The 4078-nt window shown below is 52.2% G+C and carries 5 protein-coding genes; 1 reads left to right on the plus strand and 4 read right to left on the minus strand.

Annotated elements, in window-relative coordinates; all coding sequences use genetic code 11:
- Positions 1–295 (plus strand): substrate-binding domain-containing protein (locus STRDD11_RS00820; protein ID WP_164828328.1); only part of this gene is annotated, 295 nt, incomplete at its 5' end.
- Between the two features lie 60 nt (positions 296–355).
- Here STRDD11_RS00820 and STRDD11_RS00825 read toward each other — a convergent pair.
- The 4 genes from STRDD11_RS00825 to STRDD11_RS14015 all read right to left on the minus strand — a co-directional run.
- Complete coding sequence (locus STRDD11_RS00825; protein ID WP_128834430.1) at positions 356–1732, minus strand: ABC transporter ATP-binding protein; 1377 nt, start codon at positions 1730–1732, stop codon at positions 356–358.
- Positions 1725–2426, minus strand: a complete 702-nt coding sequence (locus STRDD11_RS00830; RefSeq protein WP_128834433.1) for an energy-coupling factor transporter transmembrane component T — start codon at positions 2424–2426, stop codon at positions 1725–1727. The genes STRDD11_RS00825 and STRDD11_RS00830 overlap by 8 nt, the downstream gene beginning before the upstream one ends.
- Before the next feature lie 13 nt (positions 2427–2439).
- Positions 2440–3027, minus strand: coding sequence for an MptD family putative ECF transporter S component (locus STRDD11_RS00835; RefSeq protein ID WP_128834435.1), 588 nt, complete (start codon positions 3025–3027; stop codon positions 2440–2442).
- Positions 3028–3044: 17 nt separating this feature from the next.
- Positions 3045–4078: ABC transporter ATP-binding protein (locus STRDD11_RS14015; protein WP_241209264.1), on the minus strand; the 1034-nt coding region annotated here is incomplete at its 5' end.

Genomic DNA, 4078 nt, shown 5'->3' on the forward strand with positions numbered 1-4078 from the left:
CCTGACCCAGACCAAGCCCGATGCTATCTTTGCTTCAGATGACCTGACAGCCATCTTGGTGATGAAAGTCGCTCAGGAGCTGGGGATTGCTATTCCGCAAGAGCTGAAAATTATCGGCTACGACGGCACCTACTTCGTCGAAAACTACTACCCGCAGCTGGCCACTGTCAAACAGCCGCTCAAGGATATTGCCTGTCTGTCTGTAGACTTACTGCTCAAGCGAATTGCCGGTCAGGAGGTCAAGGCCACCGGCTATTTCCTGCCGGTCAGTCTCCTGCCGGGCAAGAGTGTGTAAACAGATATAATAAAAAAGCCCGACAGGCTTTTTTATTATATCAAATGCATTCTATACTGCTCATCTAACAAATTCTACAATATGGCCGCCGCAGGCCTTAATCAGCTCATAGTCATGGGTCACAATAATCAGAAGCCTGCCCTGCTCTGCCATCTGCTGCAGGTCCTCTATCATGCGCTCCATCTGTCCTTTGCACAGACCGCTGGTCGGCTCATCCAAAATGACAATGGGCTTGTCTGATACCTTGGCCATGGCCAGCAGCAGGCGCTGCTTTTCTCCGCCCGACAGGGTCTGCGGATGGCGCTCTTTCTTGTCCAAGAGACCGACCTGGGCCAGAGCTGCTTCCTTGGCAGCTTCGTCCTCACTGACAATCGAAATCTCTGACCAAACCGACTCTGTAAAGAGCTGATAGTTGACATCCTGCATAATCATACTGAGCCAAGGGTAGCTGGGTTTGAGCAAGCGTCCGCGATAGAAAGTCCGGCCCTTGAACCGCTTATTCAAACCGCTCAGACAGCGCAGAAAAGTGCTTTTGCCGACACCATTCTGACCGATGAGAAAGTTTATCCCCGGCTCCAGGGAAAGATTCATATCAAAGACCGGCTGCCGCTCATAGCTGTAGCTGTAATCCTGAGCCAGAAGGGAGGCTGAAGCCTCAAATCCCTTATCTGTCATGGACTTGGCTCGGTAGTCCAAAGTCTGCAAATCAGACTTTTGGATCTTGGTCAGGCTGCGCAGCTTGTGCTGCCTCAGGAAATCTTCGTCCAATTCCTGCGGCTGGTAAGATGCAGCTGTCGCATCTTCCAGCAAAATAAACTGATCCATGATGTCCTGCAGATAATAGAGCCGGTGCTCAGCGACAATCAGAGTCTTGCCCAGCTTTTTTAATGTGAGCAGAACTTCTTTCAGCCGCTCGATAGCTTCTCGATCCAGCGAGGATGAAGGTTCATCAAACATATAAATATCGTTGTTCATGCAGGCCACACTGGTAATCGCCAAAAGCTGCTTTTCTCCGCCTGACAGGGTAAAGATGTCCCGGTCCAGCAGCCTTTCCACGCCCAACAGCCGGGTATAGCTGTCGATGCGCTCGATAATCTCCTGCCGGGGCAGATTGCGGTTTTCTAAGGCAAAGGCCATTTCATCGGTCGAATTGGTCGCATAAAACTGAGTCTTGGGATTTTGAAAAACGGTGGAAATAAAACGGCTGCGCTCAGCCATATCCAGAGCCAGCAAATCCTGACCCTGATAGGTCAGGCTGCCGGACAGCTCTGCCGGCTGAAAATAGGGAATGACGCCGTTGATTGTGCGCAGCAGACTGCTCTTACCGCTGCCGGAAGCACCGCTGACAACCGTAATCTGTCCCGGCTGAAACTGCAGATTGAGAGCTTTCAGGACAGGCTTCTCATAGGAAATAGTGAAATCTTTAAATTCAAGCATAGCGACTCCAAATATCTAAGGCCAGGACTGCCAGCAGGAGGCCCAGCAGGAGATAGTCCAAAAGGCCCAGCCTGGTCTGAGACAGACTGGAGCGGCGGCCGCCCACCACTAAGCCTCTCGTCATTGCTGAGATGGCCACGTCGTCTGCCGTTCGGGTCAGGCATACCAAGAGGGGCACATAGCGGTATTCCAGCATGCGGGCTGGATTTTTGAAAAACTCCCTGCAGGTCAGCCCATGCAGATACATAGCATCCCGAATCTGGCGATAGTCTTCCTTGACCGTGTAGAAAAAGCGAAACATGACCGATATGGGGATAATCAAACTGTCGGGCAGCTTCATTCTCTGCAGCGAAGCCACCAAATCGCTCATAGAGGTGGTCAAAAGGCTGTAACGGCCCATCATCACGCCCGGCGACATGCGCAGCACGACCATAGTCATAAAGAGAAAGACCGCCTGCAGGATGGACGATGACAGATGGTAGCGCAGCAGAATATACTGCATGACAACAGCCAGCCCAATCAGCAGCAGCCCCTTGACTGCCTCTGCAATTTTCCCTGCCAGCAAGAGAAAAAGATAGGGCAGGGCTGCCAAGCAGACGACCAGCGGAAAATAACGGTGGTGGAGATTGCCCAAGAGCAGAATATAGGAGATCACAACGGTCAGGGCCAGCTTGGTACGAAAGTCCAGTTTCATAAGCGGCCTCTATCTAAGCCATGCCAGCCTGCTTAAAGTGCTTTTTCAGCATCTTGATGCCGATGGTGCAGCCCAGATAAGCCCCCACCATCCCCAATACGACAATAGGAAGAAAGGACCAGTCAGGCAGGACACTCATCATTTGGTCCGCAAAATCCTGACCATAGCCTTGTTCCAGCATATGCTGCACATAGTCTGCCCGTGTCAGATAGATCGGCAGCAGGTTAAAGCAGGAAGACAGGCTGTAGGCCACATAGGCCCAGCGGGCATGCTTGATGCTTTGATAACCGCCTTTTTTTAAAATATACTCTCCAGCCAGAGCCGCCAAAACAGTCCCCAGCAGGATCAGAGCGGTATGGCCGGTTACGATAAAGACCAAGGCAGAAACCAAGCCCATAATCAGCATCATGCCAAAACGATGGATTCTGGTGCTGTAGAGCATGAAGAGCGGACCTGAAATCAGGGCGCCAAAGAAAGGCACGATAGGCATGGTGATAGGCACAAAGCCAATCATGCCCGATACAAAAGACACGGCCACAATCAAGAGAGAAAAAAGACCAGCATTGACCAGATCTGTAACAGAGAAAGCAGTTTTTTTCATAGGGAATACTTCCTTTCTTATTTATTGTACTTAAATGCTTCAATCAGCCGAGAAGTCTCCACCAGTTCCTGATAGACCGCCGAAGTCTGCAGGAGCTCCCTGTGCCGGCCGATGCCATCCACCCGGCCGTCCTTGAGAACCACGATTTTATCAGCATTTTCAATCGATTTCAGGCGGTGGGAAATGATGATGACCGTCTTGTCCCTGAGCAGCAGACTGAGACTCTCCTGAATCAGCTTTTCATTTTCAATATCCAGCGATGAGGTGATTTCATCTAAAATGACAATCGGCGCCTGCTTGAGCAGGGCACGGGCAATCGAAATCCGCTGGCGCTCGCCGCCCGACAGCTTGGCGCCATTCTCACCGACCAGACTGTCATAGCCATCCGGCAAAGCCTCGACAAAGGCCTGACAGTTGGCCTGACGGGCTGCTGCCAGCACTTCTTCGTCAGAAGCGTCCGGCCGGCCCAGACGGATATTTTCCAAGACAGAGGCATTAAAGAGACTGACATCCTGAAAAACAATCGAAATCGAATCAAAGAGCGAGTTGGTGCTGATCTCTTTCAGCTCCTGTCCGTCAATCCTGATCTGGCCTTCTTGGTAGTCATAGAGCCGGGAAATGAGGCGCAGCAGGCTGGTCTTGCCGCAGCCGGACGGACCGACCAAGGCAGTGATTTCCTTTTGCTTGGCAGTAAAGCTGACATCCTGCAGGACTGGCTGCCCCTCTTTATAGGCAAAGCCGACGCCGTCCAGCTCAATATCAAAGTGCCGGAGGGAAACATCCCGCCCCTGCTGCTTGGGTGCTTCCCGCAGCTCCTTTATCCGCCTGACCGCAGCATTGATATAGAGAATCTCGGCGACATTCATATAGAGCCCCTCCATGCCGTCAATAATTTTGACCGTGGCCAGCAGGTAGCCCAGAAAGTAGAGCAAGGGCAGCTGACCCTGAGCTAAAAGCCAGGAGCCGACCAAAACGACCAGACCCAGAGTCAGGCGCAGCCCCACTCCTGCCGCCAACACCGGCAGCCCCTGCAGGATTTCTGTCTTCAGGT

It is taken from the genome of Streptococcus sp. DD11 (assembly GCF_001578865.1).
Classification (GTDB): Bacteria; Bacillota; Bacilli; order Lactobacillales; family Streptococcaceae; genus Streptococcus; species Streptococcus panodentis.

Excerpts from the sequence above, each read along its gene's own strand:
- STRDD11_RS00830 (WP_128834433.1), bottom strand. The coding sequence starts at position 2,426 with ATGAAACTGGACTTTCGTACCAAGCTGGCCCTGACCGTTGTGATCTCC.
- STRDD11_RS00825 (WP_128834430.1), bottom strand. The coding sequence starts at position 1,732 with ATGCTTGAATTTAAAGATTTCACTATTTCCTATGAGAAGCCTGTCCTG.
- STRDD11_RS00835 (WP_128834435.1), bottom strand. The coding sequence starts at position 3,027 with ATGAAAAAAACTGCTTTCTCTGTTACAGATCTGGTCAATGCTGGTCTT.